At 74.2% G+C, this 21,321-nt stretch carries 15 protein-coding genes and 1 pseudogene; 6 read left to right on the forward strand and 10 right to left on the reverse strand.

The annotated features are described in order from the left end of the window. The first annotated feature begins 110 nt into the window (after positions 1 to 110). Positions 111 to 2,177, forward strand: a complete 2,067-nt coding sequence (locus tag ABT048_RS10960; RefSeq protein ID WP_350521031.1) for an MDR family MFS transporter — start codon at positions 111 to 113, stop codon at positions 2,175 to 2,177. 36 nt (positions 2,178 to 2,213) lie between these two features. Here the strand turns inward: ABT048_RS10960 and ABT048_RS10965 are convergent, their stop codons facing one another. The 4 genes from ABT048_RS10965 to ABT048_RS10980 form a co-directional block, all read right to left on the reverse strand. Continuing rightward, positions 2,214 to 2,453, reverse strand: coding sequence for a hypothetical protein (locus ABT048_RS10965; RefSeq protein ID WP_350521032.1), 240 nt, complete (start codon positions 2,451 to 2,453; stop codon positions 2,214 to 2,216). A gap of 87 nt (positions 2,454 to 2,540) precedes the next feature. Then, positions 2,541 to 3,326: a hypothetical protein gene (locus ABT048_RS10970; RefSeq protein WP_350521033.1), complete on the reverse strand. Its 786-nt coding sequence runs from the start codon at positions 3,324 to 3,326 to the stop codon at positions 2,541 to 2,543. 227 nt (positions 3,327 to 3,553) lie between these two features. Next, positions 3,554 to 6,310 carry an SdrD B-like domain-containing protein gene (locus ABT048_RS10975; RefSeq protein ID WP_350521034.1) on the reverse strand — a complete coding sequence of 919 codons (2,757 nt, stop codon included), beginning with the start codon at positions 6,308 to 6,310 and terminating at the stop codon, positions 3,554 to 3,556. Positions 6,311 to 6,800: 490 nt separating this feature from the next. After that, complete coding sequence (locus tag ABT048_RS10980; RefSeq protein WP_350521082.1) at positions 6,801 to 7,838, reverse strand: aldo/keto reductase; 1,038 nt, start codon at positions 7,836 to 7,838, stop codon at positions 6,801 to 6,803. A gap of 119 nt (positions 7,839 to 7,957) precedes the next feature. On the opposite strand from ABT048_RS10980, the gene ABT048_RS10985 reads away from it, so the two are divergent. Then, entirely contained in the window at positions 7,958 to 8,695 is a 738-nt protein-coding gene (locus ABT048_RS10985) for a TetR/AcrR family transcriptional regulator (RefSeq protein ID WP_350521035.1), read from the forward strand. 65 nt (positions 8,696 to 8,760) lie between these two features. Here the strand turns inward: ABT048_RS10985 and ABT048_RS10990 are convergent, their stop codons facing one another. The 3 genes and pseudogenes from ABT048_RS10990 to ABT048_RS11000 all read right to left on the reverse strand — a co-directional run bounded on the left by ABT048_RS10990 (position 8,761) and on the right by ABT048_RS11000 (position 11,984). Next, entirely contained in the window at positions 8,761 to 9,369 is a 609-nt protein-coding gene (locus ABT048_RS10990) for an SUKH-4 family immunity protein (protein WP_350521036.1), read from the reverse strand. 674 nt (positions 9,370 to 10,043) lie between these two features. Then, a pseudogene (locus ABT048_RS10995) lies at positions 10,044 to 10,595 on the reverse strand (TerD family protein); the annotation flags it as partial. Between the two features lie 180 nt (positions 10,596 to 10,775). Next, a complete protein-coding gene (locus ABT048_RS11000; protein ID WP_350521037.1) occupies positions 10,776 to 11,984 on the reverse strand; it encodes a cytochrome P450 family protein in 1,209 nt (402 codons plus the stop codon). A gap of 69 nt (positions 11,985 to 12,053) precedes the next feature. Here ABT048_RS11000 and ABT048_RS11005 point away from each other — a divergent pair, with 69 nt between their 5' ends. The 3 genes from ABT048_RS11005 to ABT048_RS11015 all read left to right on the forward strand — a co-directional run bounded on the left by ABT048_RS11005 (position 12,054) and on the right by ABT048_RS11015 (position 15,593). Further along, positions 12,054 to 13,313 (forward strand): PA0049 C-terminal domain-containing protein, encoded by a 1,260-nt coding sequence (locus ABT048_RS11005; protein WP_350521038.1) that lies wholly within the window; start codon positions 12,054 to 12,056, stop codon positions 13,311 to 13,313. Between the two features lie 246 nt (positions 13,314 to 13,559). Then, positions 13,560 to 14,435 carry a hypothetical protein gene (locus ABT048_RS11010; protein WP_350521039.1) on the forward strand — a complete coding sequence of 292 codons (876 nt, stop codon included), beginning with the start codon at positions 13,560 to 13,562 and terminating at the stop codon, positions 14,433 to 14,435. Positions 14,436 to 14,516: 81 nt separating this feature from the next. Continuing rightward, entirely contained in the window at positions 14,517 to 15,593 is a 1,077-nt protein-coding gene (locus tag ABT048_RS11015) for a restriction endonuclease (RefSeq protein WP_350521040.1), read from the forward strand. Between the two features lie 24 nt (positions 15,594 to 15,617). Here the strand turns inward: ABT048_RS11015 and ABT048_RS11020 are convergent, their stop codons facing one another. The 3 genes from ABT048_RS11020 to ABT048_RS11030 all read right to left on the reverse strand — a co-directional run bounded on the left by ABT048_RS11020 (position 15,618) and on the right by ABT048_RS11030 (position 18,344). Next, the gene (locus ABT048_RS11020; RefSeq protein ID WP_350521041.1) at positions 15,618 to 16,043 is read right to left on the reverse strand and encodes a cupin domain-containing protein; all 426 of its coding nucleotides are present in this window, start codon (positions 16,041 to 16,043) and stop codon (positions 15,618 to 15,620) included. A 100-nt stretch (positions 16,044 to 16,143) separates the two neighbouring features. Next, entirely contained in the window at positions 16,144 to 16,896 is a 753-nt protein-coding gene (locus tag ABT048_RS11025; RefSeq protein ID WP_350521042.1) for a Mut7-C RNAse domain-containing protein, read from the reverse strand. A 122-nt stretch (positions 16,897 to 17,018) separates the two neighbouring features. After that, positions 17,019 to 18,344: an MFS transporter gene (locus ABT048_RS11030; RefSeq protein ID WP_350521043.1), complete on the reverse strand. Its 1,326-nt coding sequence runs from the start codon at positions 18,342 to 18,344 to the stop codon at positions 17,019 to 17,021. A 420-nt stretch (positions 18,345 to 18,764) separates the two neighbouring features. On the opposite strand from ABT048_RS11030, the gene ABT048_RS11035 reads away from it, so the two are divergent. Next, positions 18,765 to 21,161 carry a xanthine dehydrogenase family protein molybdopterin-binding subunit gene (locus tag ABT048_RS11035; RefSeq protein WP_350521044.1) on the forward strand — a complete coding sequence of 799 codons (2,397 nt, stop codon included), beginning with the start codon at positions 18,765 to 18,767 and terminating at the stop codon, positions 21,159 to 21,161. The last annotated feature ends 160 nt before the right edge of the window (positions 21,162 to 21,321 follow it).

Here is a 21,321-nt window from a genome sequence, read left to right on the forward strand (position 1 = left end):
AGCGCTCCCTTCCGCTCCCCCGGCCGCCTCACCCGGCCGCTTCCCCCGCAGCCTCACCCGAACGGTCGAACCGGATCGCGATCGGTGCCCGGACCCCAGAGGCTGACGGCATGACCGTCGCCACCGAGAACCCGCCGCTCGCCCCACCGGTGCTGGACGTTCGGCAGCGGAACGTCGTCTTCGCCACGATCGTGCTCGGCATGCTGCTGGCCGCCCTCGACCAGACCATCGTCGGCACCGCGCTGCCCACCATCGTCGCGGACCTCGGCGGGGCCGCGCACATGTCCTGGGTGGTGACCTCCTACCTGCTGGCCGAGACGGTGGCCACCGTGCTGGCCGGCAAGTTCGGCGACCTGTACGGACGCAAGCTGATCTTCCAGATCTCGGCGGTCGTCTTCGTCGCCGGCTCGTTCCTGTGCGGGCTGGCCACCAACATGACACTGCTGATCTCCTGGCGGGCGGTGCAGGGCGTCGGCGCGGGCGGGCTGATGGTCACCGCCATGGCGCTGATCGCGGACGTCATCCCGCTGCGCGAGCGCGGCAAGTACCAGGGCGCGATCGGCGCGGTGTTCGGCGTGGCCACGGTGATCGGGCCGCTGCTGGGCGGGCTGTTCACCGACCATCTGTCCTGGCGCTGGGCGTTCTACGTCAACGTGCCGCTCGCGGTCGTGGTGGTGATCGCGGCCGCCCGGACCATCCCCTCGGTGCGCTCGGCGACCCGGCCGGTGATCGACTACCTGGGCATCGCGCTGGTCGCGGTCGGCGCCGGCGCGCTGATCCTGGCGACCAGCTGGGGCGGCAACCAGTACCCCTGGGGCTCCGGGGTGATCATCGGCCTGTTCGTCGGCGGCACGATCGCCCTCGGGCTGTTCTGCTGGACCGAGACCCGGGCCGTCGAACCCATGCTGCCGATGCGGCTGTTCCGCAACCCGGTGTTCACGGTCTGCTCGGTGCTCAGCTTCATCGTCGGCTTCGCGATGCTCGGCGCGCTCACCTTCCTGCCGACCTTCCTGCAGTACGTCGACGGTGACTCGGCGACGGTCTCCGGCATCCGGATGCTGCCGATGGTCATCGGCCTGCTGCTCGCCTCGATCGGCAGCGGCACCGCGGTCAGCAGGACCGGCAAGTACCGGGTGTTCCCGATCGTCGGCACGGCCGTCATGGCCCTCGGCCTCTACCTGCTCTCCCGGCTCGAACCCGGCACCGGCACCGCGCTCGCCTCGCTCTACATGTTCGTGCTCGGCGTCGGCATCGGACTGAGCATGCAGGTGCTGACGATCGCCGTGCAGAACACCGTCGACTACGCGGACCTCGGCACCGCCACCTCCGGGGTCACCTTCTTCCGGACCATCGGCAGCTCCTTCGGCACCGCCGTGTTCGGCACCATCTACACCAACAGCCTCACGACCGAACTCCGCGAGGGCGTCGCCACCGCCGCCCGGCTCACCGGCGCCGACCCGGCCGTGCTCGCCCGTGCCGCCGAGAGCCCCCAGAGCCTGCACGGGCTACCCGCCGACCAGGCCGCGCCGATCGTGCAGGCCTACTCCGACGCGCTGCACACCGTGTACCTGTGGACGATCCCGGTGGCCGTGATCGGCTTCGTCGTCGCGCTCTTCCTCAAACAGGTACCACTGCGCGACACCGCCCGGGCCGGCTCCACCGACATGGGCGAGGGCTTCGCCCAGCCGACCACCGCCGACTCCGACCCGCACCTGGAGTACGCGGTCTGCAAGATCGTCCGCGGCGTGGACCTCGACACCGTCCGGGCCATCGTCTCCGACGCCGACACCCGGGTGGACCTCGGCGGCGCCTGGGCACTGATGGAGGTCGCCCAGCACACCAAGGTGATCGGCCGCGCCGACCTCGACCTCATCGCCGCCCGCAAACGGATCCCGCCCGAGGTCCTGGAGCCCGTCTTCGACCGGATGGCCGCCGAGGGCTACCTCGTCCGCGACGGCGGCGTCCTGGTGAACACCGAGACCGGCACCCGCGAGGTCCGGGCCCTCGCCCGCGCCTGGTCCGACTGGCTCAACGCCCGCCTCGACGCCGACGCCGGCCGACCGCGCAGCCCGCAACTGCGCACCGCCGCGGACGCCATCGCCTGGCGCCTCCTGGTCGAGGACCTCGCCAACGGCCTCCCCGCGAAGGCCCGTTCGACGGACAGCGCACGGGTCTAGAGGTCCGCCGCCCGCTACAGGCGGGTGGTGTCGAGATCAAGGCAGATCGAGGTTGCCGGAGCCCGAGAGCAGGTCGAGCTGTTCCATGCGCGGGGTGATCTGACGGCGGACGACCTCGGCGGCGGACTCGCGCGCCCATGACCGCGACACGGGAGTGACGACCCCCTCGATGATCTCGGTGCGGTCGCCCGCGATGTGCCGGATCGCGTACTTCAAGGCCCGCTCGGGGTCACTGACGGTGCTGTAGTCGCCGGGGGTTCGGGGTGCCGTACTCACAATGTGTCTCCTTCCCGGGATCGATCGGTTTCGGGGCGTCGGCTCCGCCAGGCCGTGACGCCGCGTCGTCGGGCGACGCGGTCGGCGTCAGCCGGCCAGCCAGGGGGCTTCGGGGAGCTTGGCGGCGGCGTCGTGGCCGGAGAAGTCCGCCGTGGTCGGCGTGCCCAGGCCGGCCATCCGCATCGTCACCCGCCGCAGCGCGCCGTCGCCGTCGACCCAGTAGGTCAGTGGCGAGCGCCCGCCATCGGGTGCGGAGCCCTGGGCGCGCGGGCCGGCGATGCGGTCGTAGCCGCGGCCGTCGATCCGGTCGCGGCCCAGCCAGCGCGCCCCGGACTGGGCGAGCAGCAGCGGGTTGTCGGGGCGGTCCGCGCCGAGCTGGACCACCAGGCTGAGCCCGGAGTCCAGGGGGTCCGCGGTGTAGGAGCGCGGCGACCAGCCCTGCCGCGGCACGTGCTCGGCCTGCTGCCACGCCGGGCCGTCGACGCCGGCCGGTTCCGGGGCCAGGCCGAGGCCGCCGGTGTCCCAGATGATCAGCCCGTGGTCGAGCGGGCCGCTCGCCCCGGTCGTCCGGTAGCGGCCCACGCCGCGGTGGGTGCGGTAGTCCACGACGCCCTCCACCCGGATGGTGACGCCTCCGCCCTCGGCGGCCGTGAGCGTCACCCCGACCGGAGCGGCCTGGTAGAGGTTCAGCCGCGACAGGGCCAGCCGGGAGGCTTCGTCGCTGGTCACCGGCCGCTCGTCGGCCTCGTCGGAGACCGTCCGGTAGACGACCAGACCGCCCGCCGCGGTGCCGCACACCGCGATCGCGGCCAGGGTGAGGAGCCAGCGGCTCCGCCACGGCCTGCGGGTGTCGTCCTTCGTCCTCCGGGCCATGCGGGTGCCTTCTCTCGTGGGTCGGTGTGCGGTCGGTGTGCTGTAGGTGAGTGGTCTGCGTGGGACCGGGCTGCCCGCGACGGGGGCCGGTCACGACAGTCGGGCGGGTTCGGGGACCAGTGGTCCGCGAACCCGCCCGATCCGGCACCGGCACGGATCGCCGGTGCCGGTCTGCCCGGCCGGGGGTTACCACCCCTGGCCGGGGTTGCCAGCCCGGCCTGGGGTTGCTAGCCCTGCCGGATTGCCCTGCGCCTACGGACCAGCAGCACCAGCGCCGCACCGAGGGTGATCAGCGCCGCCGCTCCGGCTACGGCGAACGGGATCGCCGCGCCCGCACCGGTGTTGGGCAGGTGCCCGGGTCCGGGAGCCGGCGGGGCCGGGGGTGCGGGGACCGGGGTCGACGTCGCCGGCGGTGTCTCGGTCGGTGTCGACGTCGGGGTGGGTGTCGGCGTCGGCGTCGGGATCAGCCGGTTGACGGCCGTCACCTCGACTCCGTCGTCGAGGTTCCCGCTGGTGAGCACCAGCGGCCCGAGCACCGTGACCTCCGGCGCCGAGTAGCCCGCCGGCGGGCTCAGTTCCTGCCAGTAGTACGTGCCCACGACGCCCTTGCCCTGGCAGAGCCCGTCGGCGCCGGTGGTGCACGGTTCGCCCACCTTGGTGTCGGGCTTGTCGCCGGTCGGCTGCAGCCCGTCCGTGCCGTTCGTCTCGTGCCACAGCTGGAACTTGGCGCCCGCCAGCGGCTTGCCGTCCTGGTCGTGCTTGACCAGGCGCAGCGCGCCCTCCTGCTGGCGGAAGCCGAAGTCGTAGGTGTGGTCGTTCTGGCCCGGTCCGCCGGTGGTCAGCCCCCGTTCCGGGTACTTGCCGCCGGCCGGGACGATGCCCTTGGAGTCGATGAAGTGGTTGTCACCGACGTCGTGTTCGGTGGGCGCCCACTGGAACAGCGGGCCGTCCTTGGCGTAGTCGGCCGGGTTGTCCAGCTTGATCGTGTACGTGGTCCTCGCCTTGAGGCCGCCCTCGACGTTGCTGTCGTCGAAGTAGTACTCGCCGCGCGCCGTCGTCTTCGTCGTACCGACGAGCTTCCCTGACTCGTCGTACAGGTGGACGGTGACACCCGGCACCGGGCGCTGGCCCGGCAGCTGGAGGCCGCTGCGCTCGGGGTCGTACCAGACCCGGTTGCCGATCTGCAGCGGCGCCTGGTCGCAGAGCACTTCGAGGTCGCCCATCGCGGCGCCCTTGCCGAACGGCGGGATCGGCCCGACCGGGTTGAGGCGCAGGCCGCCGTCGGCCTTGCCGTCGCGCTTGTCGAAGCCCGCGCCGTAGCCGTAGGCCATCCCGTTGGTGTCGTAGCCCGAGGTCGCGATGGAGTCCTCGACCTTGGAGAACGCCATCCCGGCGTTCAGGGCGTTGTTGTGGCCGATGCGGTTGTTGTCGAAGAACCGGGTGCCCCGGGTCGTGGCCCCGCAGCCGTTGTTGGTGTCCAGCACGTAGGTGCCGTTCACCAGGCAGGCCTTGTTGAGGTCACCGCCGGGCAGGACCTTGGCCATCGTGCCGCCGGTCGGTGCGGCCGCCGACTGGTCGCCGAAGCGGTCCCGGAAGGCGAGCACCATCGAGCCGTCGGTCTCGAACGCGATCTCGGCCAGGGCCGGCTCGGGGTTGGCCAGGTAGTCGGTGCAGGCGTGGCCGTTCTGCGTGGTCGGGAAGGTGTCCTGCCACGGGAACCAGCCGGTGCCGGGGCACGCGGTGCCGACCGTGCTGCCGCGCGGGTAGTCGAGCTTCTGGTCCAGCACGGCCTTCTTGAACGTGCCGGTGTCCGGGTCGAAGGGCAGCACCACGGCCCGCAGGTCCGCGGTCCTGCCGGTCGACTCGCCCGAGCAGACGCCGCCGAGGTAGCCGGTGCCGTCCTGCAGGCCGAGGCCGTACGGGCGCCAGTCCCCGGCCGCCGGGCAGCCCGGGTCGGGGATCGGGTAGGCGGCCTTCGGCTCCGCCGCCGTCGGGCCGGTGGCGTCGTAGCGGTAGAGCTTGCGGTCGTGGAGGTTGACGACGAACAGGTCCTTGCCGTCGTCGGAGATCTTGACGGCGCCGAGGCTCTCCTTGCCCACCGCGGGCAGGAAGGCGTCGTCGTTGTCCGGGCCGTGCGGCGTGCTGCCGGCGTCCGGAACGGTCGTGAAGAGGGCTGTCGTCTTCTTCACCGGGTCGGTCACGTAGATCGCGCCCGGGCCGCCGGGGCCGTACGCCGTGGTGCGCTTGGCCGAGGCGGCGGAGAAGATCCGCTTGTCCGCCCGGTTCCACGCGATGCCGTAGATGTTGCCGGTCTGCTCGGCCGTGGCCAGGTCGGTCACGGTCGCGTCGGTGCCGGCCACGCCGCGGGCGCTGTACGGGAAGGAGACCAGCGTGCGCGCCGATGCGCCTTCCCGGGGCGCCGGCTGGCAGGTCGACACCAGCGGCGCGTTCTTCTGGCAGTAGTCACCCGGGCTCCACAGGCCCGTGGTGAGCTCGACCTTCTTGCCGCCGCCGAGGTCGACGAACTCCTCGTTGCTGCTGAGCTGGTTCGGCGCGCCGGTCAGGCCCTGGCGCGAGGCGAAGGCCGGGAACAGCACGCCCGGCTTCGGGTTCACCACCTGGATCCGGTACTTGCCGCCGGTCGCCTTGCTGGCGGCCGGTGCCAGTGTCACCGTGCCGTCGGCCGCGGTGGTGCCCTCGATGCCGACACCCGCGTCGTCGGTGAGCGTCACCTTCACGCCCGCGATCCCGGGTTCCAGCACGGGGGTCCACACCCCGGTGGTGTCCACGGCCCGGATCACCCGGACCGTTACGGTGCCGTCGCCCGTCTGCGGAAACGCCGACGGGGCCGCGGCCAACGAGCAGGCGCCGATCGCGACGGCGACCGCCGCCGCGCCGCCTGCGGTGCGGCGGCCGAGCCGAGCCGGTCGCCACCGGTCCGGGTCGCGCGCCGCGCCGACTGTTCGTTCACTTGTCGTCGTCATCCCTGCTCTCATCGTCACGTTGGGCATGCGTCCGGTGGGGGCCTGCCGCCCGACCTCGCACGGGGGTTCGCGAGTGGCGGAAAGCCGCCATTGTTAACGGGAGCTTAAAGCGGACGCGAGAAGTTCGCAGGAAAACAAGGAACCTTGACGGAGCGTCAGACGTTTCGACGGCGGTCGCACCAACGCGCCACCCTGCCGGAAGCAGGCCGCCGACCTGCACGGGAGCGTCACCCGGGAGTCCGTCGCTCCCCGAGAAGCATTGCATGAACCTGTCGACAATCGAACACAGTTCCTGCCGAACCTGCACACACCGTGACCCAAATCGCCTACCCCACCGACAACTTCCGTACCGCCCCGGCCTCCCCCATCCGGCCGAAACCCACCTGGCGCAACGGCCCCCCACCGCCCACACGACTGGGCGCAGCCCGAGCTGCCCCAGACTGCGCCCAGTCGCGTGGGGCGGCCCTCGAACCCGTCCCGCACCGAAGCGTCAGCCGGCCATCGGCGGGTCGAGGCGGGCGAAGGCCGCCTGGCGGCGGTACGGGAAGTACGGGTACGGGGCGGTGCGGGCGCTGGCGGCGTCGAGGCGGGCGATCTGGTCGTCCGTCAGCGACCAGCCGACCGCGCCGAGGTTCTGGCGCAGCTGCTCCTCGTTGCGGGCGCCGATGATGACCGAGGAGACGGTCGGGCGGCGCAGCAGCCAGTTGATGGCGATCTGGGGGACGGTGCGGCCGGTCTCGGCGGCGACCTCGTCGAGGGCGTCGACCACCCGGTGGAGCAGCTCGTCCTCGACCGGCGGGCCGTAGTCGGCGGTGTCGTGCAGGCGGCTGCCGGCCGGGAGGGGCTGCCCCCGACGGATCCGGCCGGTCAGGCGGCCCCAGCCGAGCGGGCTCCAGACCAGGGCGCCGACGCCCTCCTCCCGGGCGAGCGGCATCAGCTCCCACTCGTAGTCGCGGCCGACGAGGGAGTAGTAGACCTGGTGGGCGGCGTAGCGGGGGCGGCCGTGGCGGTCGGCCAGGGCGAGGGACTTCATCAGCTGCCAGCCGGAGAAGTTGGAGACGCCGGTGTAGCGGATCTTGCCGACCCGGACCAGGTCCTCCAGGGTGGCGAGCACTTCCTCGATCGGGGTGTCCGCGTCGTAGGCGTGGAGCTGGAAGAGGTCGAGGTAGTCGGTGTCGAGGCGGCGCAGCGCGTCGTCCACCGAGCGGACCAGGCGTGCGCGGGAGGTGCCCGCGTCCTGCGGGCCGTCGCCGGTGGGCAGGCCGGCCTTGGTGGAGACGAGGACCTGGTCGCGGCGGCCGCGGATCGCCCGGCCGAGCACTTCCTCGGAGGCGCCGTCGGAGTAGACGTCGGCGGTGTCGAAGAGGGTGACCCCGGCGTCGATGGCGATGTCGAGCAGGCGGCGGGCCTCGTCGACGTCGGTGGTGCCCCAGGCGCCGAACAGCGGGCCGCGGCCGCCGAAGGTGCCGGTGCCGAGGCTGAGCGCGGGGACTTTGAGTCCGGATGCGCCGAGTCGGCGGTATTCCATGTCGGTGGTGGCGATGCCCATGGTGCTCTCCCCTCGAAGCCCCTAATGGGACTCCCGTTCCGTTAGGATGCTCTGAACCTAGCAGACCCCTCGCGACTAATGGAACAGGAATCCCGTTAATGGCTGCCAGATCCGTCGACCCCGGCGAGTCCGTCGACCCCGTCGACCCCGCCGAGCCCGCGAGCACTCCCGAGCCCGTGGGCACCGCGGAGTCCGTGGGCACCGCCGCGTCCGTGGGCACCGCCGAGCCCTTCACGCCCGGTACCGTCCGCCCCGGCGGCCGGACCGCCCGGGTGCGCACCGCCGTCCTGCGGGCCGCCGAGGACGCCCTGGTCGAGCACGGCTTCAGCGGTCTCGACCTCGGCGACATCGCCCAGCGGGCCGAGGTCGGCCGCACCACGGTCTACCGCCGCTGGGGCAGCACCACCGCGCTCGTCGCCGACCTCCTGGCGGACATGGCGGAGCAGTCGCTGCCGCGCACGCACACCGGCTCCCTCGCCGAGGACCTGCGGGCCAACGCCCGGCTCGTCCGGCGCACCCTGGCCGACCCCCGGCAGGGCGCGCTGTTCCGCGCGGTGATCGTGGCGGCGAACTGCGACGCGGACGCCGCCGAGGCGCTGCGGCACTTCTACCGGCGCCGGGTGGAGGAGTGGGCGCCGTGCGTCACCGAGGCCGTCGAGCGCGGCGAGCTCCCGGCGGACACCGACGCGTCGGAGGTCGTCCGGGCCGTGTCGGCACCGCTCTACTACCGGATGCTGACCACCGTCGAACCGCTGGACGAGGCCGCCGCCGACCGGGCCGCGGCCGCCGCCGGGGCCGCCGCCCGCGCCGGGGCGTACCGGCTGCAGGGTCCCTGAAACGCGAACGGCCGCACAACGCCTGCGCGTTGTGCGGCCGCCCGGTGCGGAGGGGACGGAGGGGGTCAGTCCTCGTCCAGCTCCTCGTACTCCTCCCGCAGGTTCACCGCGATCTGGCACCAGAGGTCCGACTCGTCCGGCCCCTGGCCCAACTGCTCGACCAGGGCCTCGAACTCGTCGAGCGCGGCGTTCGCGTCGCCGCCGACGACCCGCTCCTCGAAGCCGGCCAGCAGCCCCAGGGCGCCGATCACCGCGGGCAGCGAGTCGGCCGCCCAGCCGCCGTAGCCGCGCGCGTGGTCCCAGCCGTCCGCGTTGTAGATCTTCACGGCGCCGGATCCGGCGTCGACCATCAGGTGCCACTCGTCGAACGTCCCGACGCAGTACCCCCAGTTGCTCGGCGGGGTCTCGTCGTCCGGCGTGCGGTTGCCGAACAGGTCGTCCAGGTCCGCCTCCCACATCCCGCGCTTGGGCAGGTCCGTCGCGTCGAAGCCGACGAAGTCGAGCCCGACGGCCGGCAGGCCGACCTCGGTCAGGAACGCCCGGGCGGCGGGCGACTCCAGACGCTCGGGCAGCACCTCGGGCCGCCACAGCGTGCCCGGGCCGAAGCAGGACTCCAGCCAGGCCGCGGTGGGATGGCGGGCGGCGTCGAGCAGCTCGGCTTCGGACGTGGTCATCAGTGCGTCTCCCCCGGTCAGAACGTGTGGCGACGACCATTCAAACGCACGGCACCGACAGCACGGGCCGCCGGGGTGGTCCCCGACGGCCCTTCAGGAGCTGCGCTTCCCCGCTGCCTGACGGCTCGCCCGGCGGTTCGCCCGACGGTCTAGAAGAGGCCGTCGTCCTCGTAGTAGTTGTTGACGACGACCTCGGGCCCGTCGTCGTCGAAGGCCTCGTTGAGCAGCGCGCCGCCGACCAGGCCCGCCGCGCCCGCACCGATCAGCGCGCCGGTGCCGAAGCGCCGGCCGCCGCCCTGCGCCGGCTGGCCGGGCGCCTGCGGGTAGCCCTGCTGCGGGTAGCCCTGCTGCTGGACGGGCTGCGGGTACCCCTGCGGCGGGGTGTAGAACGGCGGGACGGTCGTCTGCACCCGCTGGGCACAGGCGGCGCAGGTCTCGATCTGGCGGGGCACGCCCCACTGCGGCGACCACAGCACCGCCGTCGTGCCGGCGCCGTGCGAGGGGTCGAAGAAACACGTCACGGGGGAACTCCCTGTTGCCGGTGGGGTCTGCGGGACGGGGGGCAGTGCGGCGGGCACCGCCGGCGGGGCGTCCGGCACGGCGGGCTTCACCGGAGCCGGAGCCGGCGCCGATGCCGGAGCGGGCGGGACCGCGGGAGCGGGAGCGGGCTGCAGGACGTCGACGCCGAAGTCCGTCGCGATGCCCGCGAGCCCCGCGGCGTACCCCTGCCCGACCGCCCGGAACTTCCAGTCCGCGCCGTGCCGGTACAGCTCGCCGAACACCATCGCGGTCTCGCTGCCCGCCACGGACGCCACGTCGTAGCGGGCCACCTCGGCGCCGCCGTCCGGGTCGGTGACGCGGACGTACGCGCCGCGGACCTGCCCGAAGTTCTGCCGTCGCTGCGCCGCGTCGTAGATCGCCACCGCGAAGACGATCTTCTCCACGTCGGCGGAGACCTCCGCGAGCCGGACCTCGATCTGCTCGCGGTCGGGCCCGCCGCCGGAGCCGCCCTGGTGGCGGACCGAGCCGTCCGGGCTCCGCAGGTTGTTGAAGAAGACGAAGTTCCGGTCCGAGCCGACCTTCCCGTCCGCCCCGCACAGCAACGCGCTGGCGTCCAGGTCGTACCCGGCCGCGGCCGTCCAGCCGAGGCCGATCCGGACCACCTGCAGTCCGGGTGCCTGCTTGCCCAGGGAGACGTTGCCGCCCTTCGTCAGGGCCACACTCATGGGACTTCCTCCACGACCGTACGAGTACCGCTGTTCGACTACGACAACGCTGTAGAAGTCGAGCCGGTTCCCGCTCCCGCCGTCAGGATCGCGTCAGCCCCGGACGCCCCCGGACCGGCCCGAACGCCCCCCGAGCCGCCCCGGTGCCATCCCCCGGGAGCGCCCCCGAGCCGCCCCGGCTCAGTACCGGACGGGCAGTTCCAGCAGGCCACGGGCCCGCAGGGTGGGGCGGTGGCGCAGCTGCTCGACCGGCACGTCCAGGGCCAGGTCGGGGAAGCGGCGCAGCAGGGCGTTCAGTGCGACGGCGGTCTCCATCCGGGCCAGCGGCGCGCCGAGGCAGTAGTGGATGCCGTGGCCGAGGGCCAGGTGGCCGGTCTCGCGGCGGCGCAGGTCGAGCCGGTCGGGGTCGGTGAACTGCGCGGGGTCGCGGTTGGCGGAGCCGAGGGCGAGCAGCACGGTCTCCCCCGCCGGGACGGTGACGCCGCCGATGGTGACGTCCTCGCGCGGGAAGCGGCGGATGGCGAGCGGGGCGGGGCCGTCGAAGCGGGCGAACTCCTCGACGGCGCCGTCGATCAGCTCCGGTTCGGCGCGCAGGGCGGCGAGTTGCCCGGGGTGGGTGAGCAGGGCGAGGACGGCGTTGGCGATGAGGTGGACGGTGTTCTCGTAGCCGGCGAAGAGGATGAGGAAGGCGAGCGAGGTCAGTTCGTCCTCGGTGAGGCGGTCGCCGCCTTCCGCGCCGCCGCGGACGGACTCGTCGCGGACCGCGGTCAGGTCGGACAGCAGGTCGTCGCCCGGCTGGGTGCGCTTGCGCTCGATCAGGCCGGTGAAGAAGCCGAGCATCGCCTTGACGGCGGCGCGGGTCGCCTCCGGGCGGTCGGGGTCGGGGGTGATGAGGCTGTCGGTCCAGGCGCGGAAGTCGTGGCGGTCGTCCTCGGGGACGCCGAGGAGGTCGCAGATGACGGTGATCGGCAGCGGCGCGGCGTAGGCGGCGAGCAGGTCGGCGCGGCCGGCCGGGGCCATGGCGTCCAGCAGTTGCCCGGCGACCTTCTCGATCGGGGCGCGCAGTGCGGCGATCCGGCGCGGGGTGAAGGCCTGGGAGACCAGTCGGCGGATCCGGGTGTGGTCCGGCGGGTCCATGTTGAGCAGGTTGGCGTCCAGCGCGGGCGGCAGGGCGAAGCCGCGGTAGTTGCCGGGCGCGGCGTGTGCCTTGTCGAGGGCGAGCCGCGGGTCGGCGAGGGCCTGGCGGACGTCCGGGTAGCGGGTCACCAGCCAGAAGGGCAGGCCGTCCGGGCCGACGACGCGGTGGACGGGCGCGTCGGCGCGCAGCCGCGTGTAGCCGCCGTACGGGTCGGCGATCAGGGAGGCGAGGTCGAGGTCGGGCGCTGTCACCGGGCCAGCCTACGGGCATCGCGGCGGCACCCTGGCGGGGTGTCAGGTCTGAACCTATTGTCAGGTGACATGACATTACTTCGCCGTACCGCCGGACTGGCCGCCGCCCTCACCGGAACGCTCGCCGCCCTGCTGGCCCCGGCCGCCGCCCAGGCCGACCCGGCCGGCTGCCGCACCGCCGCCACGGTGTCGCTCGACGCCGAGCAGGCCCGTCTCCAGGACGCCCGCACGGCCGCCTTCACCGAACGGTCCGGCCTGGGCGACCTGCTCCGGGGCTTCCCGGCCGCCCTGTGCTCCGCCCGCACCGCCCACCGCGCCGAACGGGTGGTGGACGCCTGGGGCCGGGCGCTGTGGCAGGCCGGCGTGGACCGCGCCCAGGGCCGCCGGCCCGGCGGCGAACTGCCCGCCGCGGACGACCGCCCGCTGTACTGGACCAGGCTCGCCATGACCGTCCGGCTGGCGCAGTGGCAGCCCGGGTTCGCCGTCGACCGGGCCGGGCTGCGGGCCCGCTTCGAGGACGCCTCGCGCGGACTGGCGGACGGCTTCAGCGCCGCCCACGGCCTGCGGCGGATCTTCGTCAGCGGCTTCGACCCGTACGGCCTGGACACCGAACCGCGCCGCGCCAACCCCTCCGGCTCGGCCGTCCTGCAGCTGAACGGGCGGCAGATCACCCTCGCCGACGGCAGCACCGCCGAGGTGCGGGCCGTCGTCCTGCCGGTCCGCTACGGCGACTTCGACGGGGGGATCGTGGAACGCGCCTTCGGCCCGCACCTGGTGCCCGGCCCGCAGTCCGCCGACCTGATCACCAGCATCAGCCAGGGCTACCCCGGAAAGTTCACCCTGGAGGACTGGGCCGGGCGCGCCCGCTCCGCCGACCCGGCCACCGACAACGTCGGCGCGCTCTCCGGCGGCACCACCCGGCACCCGGTCGACGCCCCCGGGCTGGCCGCCGGGCCCCAGTTCGTCCGCACCACCCTGCCCACCGACGCCATGACGGCGGTGCAGCAGCCCTACCCGGTCCTGCTCAACACGCCCGTCACCGAGATCCCCGCGGGCACCACCGACCCCGTCGTCCGCGCCGACGGCCCCACCCCCGGCTCCCGCGCGGTCGCCGGCGGAGGCGGCGGTTACCTCTCCAACGAGGTTGCCTACCGCTCCAACCGCCTGCGCCTCGACCTCGCCCCCGGCCTGCCCGGCGGCCACCTGCACACCCCGGTCCTCACCGGCCTGCCCGCCGACGGCGACCTGCTCACCGCACCGGAGTTCGAGCAGAACGAGGCCGCGATCGCCGACCAGGTCCGCGCGATCCTGAGCAGCGCCCGGCTCTGAGCAGCCCCGCCTCCGAGCACCCACCGGGGCGGGCCGACACCGGCCCCCGGCGGCCCGCCCCGCCCGCCCTCGCCCGCCGACGTCCGCCGCCCCCCGCCCGCTGCCGTCCGCCTCGGCCGCCCGGACGCGCTCCGAAAGCAGCCGCCTCCGTTCGGCGGAGTCCACCGGGCGGAGTCCACCGGGACGTACCCGACGGTTCGCGTCGCGCTCGGCGGGAGTTGTCGGACACGCCCTACCATCCGGACCATGGGCAGCTGGCACGTCACGGTCACGGTCACGGACCACCATCGCAGGAGCGGCGGCCGGCCGCAGGGACGCCCGGAAGGGCCGCTGGCCCGGCGGGACGGGCTGGAGGTGCACGGCCGCGACGGCGAGCTCCGCTGCGTCGACGCCACCGGCCGGGTCCGCTGGCGCCGGCCGTGCCCGGGCCGGCCGAACGCCGCGCACGTCTTCGCCGGCCGGGTCCTGGTCACCACCGACTCCTTCGAGTACACCGCCCGGGGCCACCTCGGCCCCGCCCTCCTGCTGGACCTCGCCGACGGCGCGCTCGTCGCCGAACTGCGCGGCGAGCGCGGGGCGGCCCTCGGCGGCGGCCGCTTCGTCCTCGGCCTGCAGGGCTACGACGCGTTCGACACCCGGGCGTACGACCGGGACGGCACCCCGGTCGACTCCTGGCGCAGCTACGGCCACTACGTCGTCGGCAGCGGCCTGCGGGTGGTCGAGACGGACCGCCGCCACCCGACCGGGAGCCGGGTGGTGCGGCTGCTGCCCGGCGGCCGGATCGAGCACGGCCCGCTGCTCGCCGACCCGCAGGCCCCCGAGCCGCTGGTGCTGCCCGACGGCACCCTCCTGGTGCTCGACGCGGGGACGCTGCGCTCCGTCGGACGCGGCCTCGACGACACCGTCCTCGCCGAGCTGCACCCCCTGGCCCCCGACCGGCAGCACCGCTTCACCGGCTCGCTGCGCCGCACGGCCGACCGCCTCGACGTGACCCTGGTCGAGCGCCACCCGACCCGCATGGGCTCGTACACCACGCACGCCTGGACCCTCGAACTGCACCCCCCGCAGCCGGCCCGGAACCCCTCCCCGCCTCGCCAGGTCTCGATTGGGCAGCGGAACTGACGGGGTGACGATCCGTCGCCGGCGATTCCCCTACGGTGACGCCTACCTGCACGAATCGTCACCTGCAAGAGGGGGCACTCCATGTCCCGGAGCCGGAAACTCCACCGCCTCGGCAACCCCGACGCCGACGAACGCCGCGCCCAGCGCGTGCTGTTCCGCCACCTGCGCGACGACACCAACGCCAACCGCGGCCGGATGGCCAGGCGCGTCCGCGAGCTCCAGCTCCTCATGGCGATGGACCCCGTCGAGTTCGAGCAGCTCGTGGCCCGGCTGATGGAGGCCATGGGCATGAAGGTCGAGCTGACCGCCCGCTCCCGGGACGGCGGCGTGGACGTCCGCGGCATCGACACCGACCCGTTCCGCGGCGGGAACGTGATCGTGCAGGTGAAGCGGTACCGCGACACCGTGCCGCCCTCGGCGGTGCGGGACCTCTACGGCACGCTGCGGCACGACGAGGCCGCGACGAAGGCCGTCCTCGTCACGACCAGCAAGTTCGGCCCGAGCGCCCACCAGTTCGTCACCGGCAAGGCGGTCACCCTGATCAACGGCGCCGAGCTGGTCGGGCTGCTCAAGCACCACGGCTTCCACGAGGTGTTCGCGGCCGCCCAGGAGGACGCCTCCGCCGAGGCGGCCGGCCTGGACGGGCTGCCCGCGATCGAGGTCGCCGCCGAGCCCGCCCGGCTCCTCCTGCACTGGACCGGCGCGGAGGAGTACGACATCGCCGCCCTGGTCTGCCGGGGGAACGTCGCGGTGTCGGACGACCACCTGGTCTTCTACAACAACGCCTCCACGCCGGACGGTTCGGTGCGGCTGGTGACCGGCTACGAGGACGCGAACGCCTGCCTGATGGTCGACTTCGACGCCCTGCCCGCCGACGTCGACCGGCTCGTGGTCATCGCCGCGGCCGACACCGGGAACCACCCGGACGCCACCATGGCCGGATTCGCCGGCCCGGCACTGATCCTGGAGACCGGCACCGGCCAGGACGCCGCCGTGATGCACCTCGCGGACGGCGCGGAGACCAACACCGCCATGCGGCTCGGCCGCTTCGACCGCGACGCCCACGGTGACTGGGAGTTCACCCCGGCCCTCGCCGGCTACCCGGGCGGGCTGCACCAGGCCGTGGTGGCGTACGGCCTGGAGGTCGACGACGCGTAGCCGTGCCGGCCGGCCCGGCCTGCCTCAGCGGACGGTCGCCCGCCAGGGGCCGTCCTCGGGGCGGGCCTCACCGTCCGTGCCGGGCCAGGGCGGCACGGTGACTTCGGTGATCCGCAGCGGCCCGTCGGAGTCCTCGTCCGCCCGGAACTGGAAGGCGGTGCCGAGCGGTATCGACGCGGCGGTGCCGGGCACGAGCCGTACGGTCTCCTCCCGTGCGCCCTGGCGGCGCCACAGCGCGCCGCTGCCCGCGGTGACCTGCCACAGCTCCTGGACGGTGGCGTGCGACACCGCGTGGGTCACCTGCCCGGGAGCGAGCGTGAACACCGCGAGGCTCCCCCGCCCCTCCAGGACCAGCAGCGGGTACACCGCGGCTCCGTCCGGCGCGGCGACGACGGGGGCGTCCGCCAGGCGCGCGGTGCGGAAGGGGTCGTGCTCCGGCTGGTTGCTCATCCGACGACCTGGCCTCTCCCGCGACCGGTCCCGCGACCGAACGACGTGTTCCCCCCACCGTCGATGGGAACACGGCCGCGCGGCCGCCCGCCAGAGCGCCTCAGCCCGATGCCGCCCCGAGCCGGTCCTGCCCGTCGCCGAAGTCGCGCACGGCTTCGGTGACGATCGCCTCCAGCCGGGCGTGGTGGGCGCCGCGCCAGTAGGCCTGGCCGCACTCGGTGCACTGGGCGAAGGCGTCGTAGGAGCGCTCGGTGCCGTCCCGCAGCTGCTCGCGCACCGAGGTCTTGGTGACCGTGCGCAGCGTGCCGTTGCAGGTGGTGCAGCGGCTCCAGGGAGCGAGCGGCGGGGCGAAGCGCGAGAGCACGTCGCGCAGTTGCTCGGCGGGGCGGTGGCTGTAGACGTAGGCGCCGGCCCACAGTTCGCGGCGGCGCAGCAGGCCGCGGTCGCGCGAGAGCAGGACGCGCTGCTCGGCGGCGGAGCGGGCGGCCAGCGCGGCGTCACCGATGTCGGGGTTCTCGTACGCGGCGTCCACGCCGAGCAGGCGCAGGCGGCGGGTGAGGGTGCCGAGGTGGACGTCCAGGAGGAAGCGCGGCGGGGTGGCCGAGGGCTGCGGCCTGGTCACCGCGCGGACGTCGATGTGCTCGCCGTCGGCCGGGACGTACGCGTCGGGCACGGCCCGGCCGTCCACCAGCAGGGCGCCGACCTCGGTGAGCGGGACGCCCAGCGACTCGACGACGTGGCCGAGGGTGGAGGTGCCGTCCGTGTGCAGCGCCGTGCGGCCGGCCCGCCGGGGCGCGGAGACGAAGAGGTGCAGCTCAGGGGCGAAGTCGAGCCATATCCGGGGTCTGTCCACGCGGCCAGCATGCCAGTGGGCGGCGGGCCGGTGCCAGCGGTTTCCGGACGGTCCGGCTGCTCGCCCGCCGCTCCCGGGGTGCCCCGCGCGCCGGCCCGGCCGCCGCTGCGCCGCTTCGGCCGTTACGCCGCTTCGGCCGCCGTGCCGGCCGTGCCCGTCCCGACCGGCGTGGCCGTCACGACCGGCGCGACCGGCGCGACCGGCTCCGACGGTGACAGCGCGTGACCGCGGTCCCGCTCCGCCCAGCGGGCCACCGGCCCCATCGCGAACCCGGCCGCGAGGAACACTCCGCCGAGGACCAGCCAGCCCGCCAGGCCTCCGTCCAGCAGCAGCGCGGTGAGCAGCAGCGGCCCGAGGGTGCGGGCGACGGCGACGCCGGTGCCGAAGAAGCCCTGGTACTGCCCGATCCGGTCCGGCGGAGCGAGGTCGAAACCGATCTGCCAGGAACCCGCCGACTGCCGCATCTCGCCGGCCACCTGCAGCACGGACGCCACGACCAGCAGCGCGCCGACCGCCCACACCGGCACGTCGAGCGCGGACAGTCCGAAGACGGCGCAGCAGGCGAGCAGCAGCACCCCGGCCGAGCGGACCGCCCGCGCCGCCGAGTCCAGCCCGGTGACGTCACGGGCCGCCCGGACCTGGAAGGCCAGCACCGCAAGGGTGTTGAGCACGAACAGTGCCGAGCCGAGCCAGCCGATCCCGGGGGCGCGCTGGGCGATCCAGAGCGGGATGACCAGGCTGAGCAGCGGCATCCGCAGCAGCAGGACGGCGTTGACCAGGGTGACGGCGGCGTACCGCCGGTCGCGCAGCACGGCCAGGCGCGGTCCGGTGCCGGACTCCTGGGCGGCGGGCGGGACTTCGGGCAGTCGCCGGAGCACCAGCGCGCCGACGAGGAGGCCGATCGTGGTGACGACGAAGGCGCCCAGGTACGCGGCCCGGGTGCCGACGCTCAGGGCGATGCCGCCGACGGCCGCGCCGACGGCCAGGCCTCCGTTGAGGGTCGACTGCAGGTGGGCGAGCAGGCCGGTCCGCTCGCCGGCCGGCACCAGACCGGCGACCAGAGCCTGCCGGGCCGCGGTCAGTCCGGACTGCGCGGTGGCGTAGAGGCAGACCGCCAGCAGGAACGACGGGTAGGAGCGGATCACCAGGAAGGCGACGACCACGGCCGCGGCCGCGAGCCCGAGCGCCACCGCCGTGCGGCGCGGGCCGCGCCGGTCGGCGAGGTGGCCGAGCGGGACGGCGGCGACGGAGCCGAGCGCCCAGCCGATCGCGAGGCCCAGGCCGAGGGCGGTCGGTGACATGCCGACGACGCGGGTGAAGTAGAGCGCGGAGCAGGTGTAGTAGGCGCCGTCGCCCACCGCGCTCGCCAACTGGGCTGCGGCCAGGGTCCGCTGGGGGCCGGCGGGCGGGAGGAGGCTGCTCCGCCGGGCGGCTCGGTCGGTCGGCACGTCTCTCCTCCACTGGGTGACCGACCGTCACTGTCCGCCCGACGGCTGACCACCCACCCACGGACGGGCGACATCACCGATTCGACGAGCGGCGCGCGGGCCGGGAGTTCACAACCGTCGGCGACGGTTCGGCTCCTACCCTAGGCCGGAACTGGCCCATCCGACAGGTCCAATGATCAAGGAGTTCCTTGGGCCACTTCCGCGGGCCGCCGCACCGCCGACCGAGCGCTGAACCCTCGTGCGACAGTGGGTCGTTGGGCTCTCCAGGCCCTTCGGGAACGTTCCGGCCGAGCTGTTCCCGCGCCCCCGCAGCGCCGTCCGTACCCGTTCCGAATCCGCGCCCGCCGAACGCTGCAAAAGCCCGATCGCCCAAGCCGGGGGCCAACTTTGACCGTGTTGACCCGTCAGTAGCGCCCTTTTATGCTCAACGGCGTTCGCGATCCGGCACCGGGGCCGGGGCCGCCGTGCCCGCCCGATCCGGCGCCGTCTCCGGCACGAAGGGTTCCTCCCATCAGTACCTCCGTCGCCCCCTCGGACTCCACCGGCCACCCGGGCGATGCCGGACCCCCCGCCGAACCCGCCGACCGACGCCGCTTCCTCACCTACCTGCTGGCCGCACCCACCCTCACCGTCGCCGCCCGCCTCGGCCTCGACGCCGCCGAACCCGCCACCGCGCGGGCCGCCACCCCGGGCGCCGGACAGGCCGCCGCGCAGGCCGTCCACGCCGCCGCGGCCGCCGGGTCCGCCGCGCCCCCGCAGCTGCTCGGCCTGCCCGGCATCCCCGACATCGTCGACCTCGGCGACGCGATGATCCTCGCCGGGCTGCCGACCTCGCACCTGCTGGTCCTCGAACTCACCCCCGCCGGACGCGCCGTGCTGTACCTGCCGCGGCTGGAGGTCGGCCAGGGCCTGACCACCGCGATCGCGATGCTGGTCGCCGAGGAGCTCGACGCCCGGCTCACCGACGTGGACGTACCACTCTCCGACGGCCGTCCCGAGCTGCTCTTCAACCAGCTGACCGGCGGATCCAACTCCATCCGCTCGCTGTACGACCCGGTGCGCGGCGCGGCCGCCGCCGCCCGGGCCCGACTGGTGACGGCCGCCGCCAGGCGCTGGAACGTTCCGGCAGCCACGCTGCGCACCGCCGACTCCGCCGTCCTCGCCCCCGACGGCCGCCGGCTCGGCTACGGCGACCTCGCCGCCGACGCCGCCGCGATCTCCGCGCCCGCCGTCCCCGCCGTCCCGAAGGCCGCCGACCGGCTGCGCCTGGTCGGCAGGCCGACCGGCCGCATCGACGCCCGCGACATCGTCACCGGCCGCGCCAAGTACACCGGGGACCTGCAGATCCCGGGCGCCGTGCCGACCGTCGTCGCCCGCCCCACCACCGTCAACGGCACCCTCAAGTCCCTGGACGCCTCCGCCGCCCGCGCCATGCCCGGCGTGCTCGGCGTGGTGCAGGTGCCGAGCGGCGTCGCGGTCCTCGCCGAGACCTTCGACCAGGCGCTCAAGGCGCGCGACGCGCTGCGCACCACCTGGAACCCGGGCCCGGTCGCCGGGCTCTCCACCGACGACGTCAGGAGCCGGCTGCGCGCCGCCCACGCGCCGTTCCTCCCCCCGCCGCTGCTCGCCCAGCACCTGGACGCCGAGTTCGACTTCGCCTTCGTCAACCACGCCCCGATGGAGGTGCTCACCGCCATCGCCGACGTCCGGCCGAACCGCGCGGAGTTGTGGTTCGCCGCGCAGAGCCCGATCGTCGCCCAGCAGACCATCGCCGCCGAGCTCGGCCTGCCGCAGAACGCCGTCACCGTCCACGTGGTGCGCGGCGGCGGCTCGTTCGGCCGTCGGCTGTTCTTCGACGCCGCCCTGGAGGCCGCCCGGATCTCCAAGGCCGCCGGCCGCCCGGTCAAGCTGATGTGGACCCGCAACGACGACATGCGCCACGGCCGGATGCGCCCGGCCAGCCACCACCGGATCCGGGCCGTCTACGGCCTCGACCACGTGCTCGGCTGGGAGCACCGCGCCGCCGGCGTGCAGACCGACTTCGGCCACGGCCTCGGCGAGGCCCTCACCGCCGCCGGCTACAACCTCCCGCTGGCCGGGCTCACCACCTCCGAGGCGTTCTTCCTGCTCACCGAGAAGAACCCGTACGACGTCGGCGTCCCCGTCCAGTTGCTCGCCGAGGTCCCGCTGGAGCTGCACACCGGCAGCTGGCGGTCGGTCTACTCGGGCACCGTCCGGGTCTCCGACGAGATCGTGATGGACGAACTGGCCCGCCGGATGGGCCAGGACGAGGTCGCCTTCCGGCGCGCCCGGCTGCGCAGCGCCGCCGGCCGGACCGTCCTGGACACCGTCGCCGCGAAGGGCGGCTGGGGCCGTCCGATGCCGCCCGGCCAAGCCCAGGGTGTCGGCTACCACGAGGAGAACGGCGGCACCGCCGCCTACCTGGTCGAGCTGGACGCCACCGACCGGGCCAACCCCCGGGTCACCAAGGCGGTGATCGCCGCCGACGTCGGCCGGGTGATCAACCCCACGGGGCTGGAGGCCCAGTTGACCGGCGCGCTGGTCGACGGCATCTCGGTGATCCTGCAGGCCGGCAACCACCTCGACAACGGCGCCTTCCGGGAAGGGAGTTACGGCGACTTCCACTACGCCCGGCAGCGGCACACCCCGCCGGTGGTCGAGATCCACCTGATGCCGCCGAGCGGACCACCCGGCGGCGCGGGCGAGTTGGGCGTCCCGGCCGCCTCCGCCGCGGTCGCCAACGCCTACGCCCGCGCCACCGGCACCAGCCCGCGCTCCTTCCCCGTCAACTTCTGACCACCCGGAACCACGCACGCCCGGCACCGCATCCGCCCTGAGCCACGAACGTCAGGCACCGCGAACGTCCGGCACCGCGAACGTCCGGCACCGCGAACGTCCGGCACCGCGAACGTCCGGCACCGCCTCCCGACCACCAGAGCCGAGGATCCCGACTCCC

The organism is Kitasatospora sp. NPDC096140 (assembly GCF_040303045.1).
Taxonomy (GTDB): Bacteria; Actinomycetota; Actinomycetes; order Streptomycetales; family Streptomycetaceae; genus Kitasatospora.

Excerpts from the sequence above, each read along its gene's own strand:
- ABT048_RS10960 (WP_350521031.1), top strand. The coding sequence starts at position 111 with ATGACCGTCGCCACCGAGAACCCGCCGCTCGCCCCACCGGTGCTGGAC.
- ABT048_RS10970 (WP_350521033.1), bottom strand. The coding sequence starts at position 3,326 with ATGGCCCGGAGGACGAAGGACGACACCCGCAGGCCGTGGCGGAGCCGC.
- ABT048_RS10975 (WP_350521034.1), bottom strand. The coding sequence starts at position 6,310 with ATGACGACGACAAGTGAACGAACAGTCGGCGCGGCGCGCGACCCGGAC.
- ABT048_RS10980 (WP_350521082.1), bottom strand. The coding sequence starts at position 7,838 with ATGGAATACCGCCGACTCGGCGCATCCGGACTCAAAGTCCCCGCGCTC.
- ABT048_RS10985 (WP_350521035.1), top strand. The coding sequence starts at position 7,958 with ATGGCTGCCAGATCCGTCGACCCCGGCGAGTCCGTCGACCCCGTCGAC.
- ABT048_RS10990 (WP_350521036.1), bottom strand. The coding sequence starts at position 9,369 with ATGACCACGTCCGAAGCCGAGCTGCTCGACGCCGCCCGCCATCCCACC.
- ABT048_RS11005 (WP_350521038.1), top strand. The coding sequence starts at position 12,054 with ATGACATTACTTCGCCGTACCGCCGGACTGGCCGCCGCCCTCACCGGA.
- ABT048_RS11010 (WP_350521039.1), top strand. The coding sequence starts at position 13,560 with ATGGGCAGCTGGCACGTCACGGTCACGGTCACGGACCACCATCGCAGG.
- ABT048_RS11015 (WP_350521040.1), top strand. The coding sequence starts at position 14,517 with ATGTCCCGGAGCCGGAAACTCCACCGCCTCGGCAACCCCGACGCCGAC.
- ABT048_RS11020 (WP_350521041.1), bottom strand. The coding sequence starts at position 16,043 with ATGAGCAACCAGCCGGAGCACGACCCCTTCCGCACCGCGCGCCTGGCG.
- ABT048_RS11035 (WP_350521044.1), top strand. The coding sequence starts at position 18,765 with ATGCTCAACGGCGTTCGCGATCCGGCACCGGGGCCGGGGCCGCCGTGC.